A 1048-nucleotide genomic window follows, 5' to 3' on the forward strand; every position below is an offset into this window, starting at 1 on the left:
CTGAGTCTTAGCCGGGAGTATCCGCCATCACGGGTTGAAGCCTGTTGCCAGTTGGCCAACCGGGAAGGTCTGGTGCGACTCAAACAGCTCAAGTCGGTGCTGACCAGTGGCCGCGACCAACTGCCCGCAAGCCCGCTGAGCTACCCAGAGTTACCGCAAGAGCACGAGAACATCCGTGGCCCCCAGAGCTTCCACTAAAGAGGATACGTCCCATGACCCAACAAACGCTGACCCGCTTGAGACACCTGAAACTGACCGGCATGGCGGATGCCGTGCAACAACAACTGGAACAGGCAAGTACCTACGAAGGGCTGCCCTTCATCGAGCGGCTAAGCCTGCTGGTCGAACACGAACAACTGAGCCGGGAGCAGCGTAAACAAGCTCGGCTGGTCAAGCAGGCGAGGCTCAAACTCCAGGCCACGGTGCAAGAGGTGGACTACCAGTCTGCACGCAACCTGGAGCGGTCACAGGTGGCAAACCTGGCCCAAGGAGAGTGGCTGCGCCGGGGCCAGAACCTGCTCATTACCGGCCCCTGTGGCTGCGGAAAAACCTACCTAGCCTGTGCGCTGGGCTACCAAGCCTGTCAGCAGGGGCACAGCACTCGTTACTACCGGCTGCCGCGTCTGCTACTTGAGCTGAGCCAGGCCAAAGTAGATGGCAGTTACGCCAGACTGCTGGGTCAACTGGCAAGGATAGAGCTGCTGATCCTGGATGACTGGGGACTGGAAGCGGTGAATGCCGAGCAGCGCAACGCCCTGCTGGAGATCATGGATGATCGGTACGGGAAATACTCGACGGTCGTGGTCAGTCAGCTGCCAACGGAAGAGTGGTACGCGAGCTTGGGGGACAACACTCTGGCAGATGCGATCCTGGACCGGCTGATGCACAACGCTCACCGGCTGTCACTGAAGGGAGAATCGATGAGAAAGAGGAGAAGTGAGTTGACCCAATCTGAACACTCGAGTTAGAAACGGGGTGACGTGAGCGCGTTAAGGATCAGGGTGTTCACGTTGGCCGGAATGGCTGTTCAACTTCGCCGGAATACGCA

Annotated in this window: 1 protein-coding gene and 1 pseudogene; both read left to right on the plus strand. The window is 59.0% G+C overall.

Features of this window, described 5'->3' with window-relative positions:
- A pseudogene (locus OKC30_RS21025) lies at window positions 1-198 on the plus strand (IS21 family transposase); the annotation flags it as partial.
- Window positions 199-212: 14 nt separating this feature from the next.
- A complete protein-coding gene (istB, locus tag OKC30_RS21030) occupies window positions 213-968 on the plus strand; it encodes an IS21-like element ISAs29 family helper ATPase IstB (RefSeq protein ID WP_000194037.1) in 756 nt (251 codons plus the stop codon).
- The last annotated feature ends 80 nt before the right edge of the window (window positions 969-1048 follow it).

The sequence above is a fragment of the Aeromonas sp. QDB18 genome, assembly GCF_027705325.1.
Taxonomy (GTDB): Bacteria; Pseudomonadota; Gammaproteobacteria; order Enterobacterales; family Aeromonadaceae; genus Aeromonas; species Aeromonas caviae.